Origin of the sequence: Streptomyces sp. NRRL F-6492, from assembly GCF_001280125.1 — a bacterium.
Lineage (GTDB): Bacteria > Actinomycetota > Actinomycetes > Streptomycetales > Streptomycetaceae > Streptomyces.
Window position 1 is genome coordinate 1 of the sequence record NZ_LGEG01000128.1, and the last position, 641, is coordinate 641.

Here is a 641-nt window from a genome sequence, read left to right on the forward strand (position 1 = left end):
ACCATGATCGCCATCCAGGCCACCGAAGAAGAACTCCTCCCCCACCTCGACGGCCTGCACGACAAAGCATCCATCGCCGCCCTCAACTCACCCCACTCCACCGTCATCTCCGGCGACACCCACACCGTGGAAAAAATCGCCGAACACTTCACCGAGCAAGGACGTAAAACCACCCGCCTCACCGTCAGCCACGCCTTCCACTCCCCCCACATGAACCAAGCCGCCGAAGAATTTCGTACCGCAGCGGCCGGCGTCACCTACCACCCACCGACCATCCCCCTCGTCTCCACCCTCATTGGACAACTTGCCGACCACGAACTGACCACACCCGACTACTGGGCCGACCAGCTCCGAGGCACCGTCCGCTTCACCCACGCCCTGAACACACTCGACAACCAGGGCACCACCACCTACCTCGAAATCGGCCCCAACGCCGTCCTCACCCCCCTCACCCACACCACCCTCGACACACAGGCCATCGCGCTCCTGCGAACAGACAAGCCCGAGGTGGGCACCCTCCTCACCGCCCTCGCCACCACCCACACCCGCACCGAACTCGACTGGCGCCCCCTCCTCACCCCCCACCACCCCCACACCACCCCCCTCCCCACCTACCCCTTCCAGCGCGAGCGCTACTGGCT

At 65.4% G+C, this 641-nt stretch carries 1 protein-coding gene; it reads left to right on the forward strand.

What is annotated here, in order from left to right; all coding sequences use genetic code 11:
• On the forward strand, positions 1-641 hold a 641-nt coding region (locus tag ADL08_RS12460), incomplete at both ends, for an acyltransferase domain-containing protein (RefSeq protein ID WP_159048495.1).